Below are 848 nucleotides of genomic sequence, written 5' to 3'. Positions count from 1 at the left end.
TGCCGTTTTTTGTATATTTCTATACCAAACTTTGGGAAATATAAACAGTTGTGGGATGGTCAGGGTATGAGTTCCTTATATTTCACCAAGGGGTGAAAGTCACACTAGGAAGTTATTTCAGGCATTTCAGCCTTATTTGATTCCTAAACGTCTCGCACATTAGTTTTGAGAATACCGCGCTTTAATGCCCATTTAGGGGATGGTTCTGCATTCAGGGATGATTCCCATCGGCTAACTTACTAAACCCGCCGGGCGGCTTGTCAAAGTCAATTATTTTTGGCCTGCAATTGTGGAACCAGAGGTTCAGCGGGATTAATCCTTACACCGGGACAGGGAGCGATCGCATCGGAGCCATATTGCATCCCCAACCCGGAGCGCGCGCCATGATTTTGTGGGGCAGGCAGTGGCCAAAGTAGCCAACGACTCTGAGGGGAAAGGCTCATGATACTGTCAGAATTTTGAGTAATCCAAATCAGTGGAACATCAGGGCGGTCAATGGTGCTATTAGATTGACCCGCCATAACCCCAGCCAAAACGGAGAGAACGCCCCAATTGCCTTCCACCAGTCCGTCGGAGGCAGTCCATAGCCGTACATTAAGTTGAGCGCGACGAGCGTAGAAATAAAGAGAAGCAGCCACAGAAACGGCGGTTTCAAAATCGGCATGGTCCCAAGAAAATGCACTATCAAGACAAATAACTACTTCCTGACCCCCAATAGCGACCTCCAATTCTCGGACTCGTAGATCCCCATAGCGAGCACTAGAACGCCAATGAATCAGTCTAGTAGGGTCGCCGATACGATAAGGGCGTAAAGTGCGAGTAATGCCTTCTGTGGCTTGATCAAGGCG

Annotated in this window: 1 protein-coding gene; it reads right to left on the bottom strand. The window is 48.5% G+C overall.

All coding sequences use genetic code 11. From position 1 onward, the window contains the following. Positions 1-266: 266 nt before the first annotated feature. A partial coding sequence (locus B9T16_RS28990) for a DUF58 domain-containing protein (protein ID WP_410246425.1) occupies positions 267-848 on the bottom strand: 582 nt, incomplete at its 5' end.

Source organism: Arthrospira sp. PCC 8006 (assembly GCF_046480465.1).
In the GTDB taxonomy this organism is placed as follows: Bacteria; Cyanobacteriota; Cyanobacteriia; order Cyanobacteriales; family Microcoleaceae; genus Limnospira; species Limnospira platensis.
The sequence above is the reverse complement of the archived record's forward strand: the minus strand, read 5'-3'. Positions and strand labels throughout refer to the sequence as shown.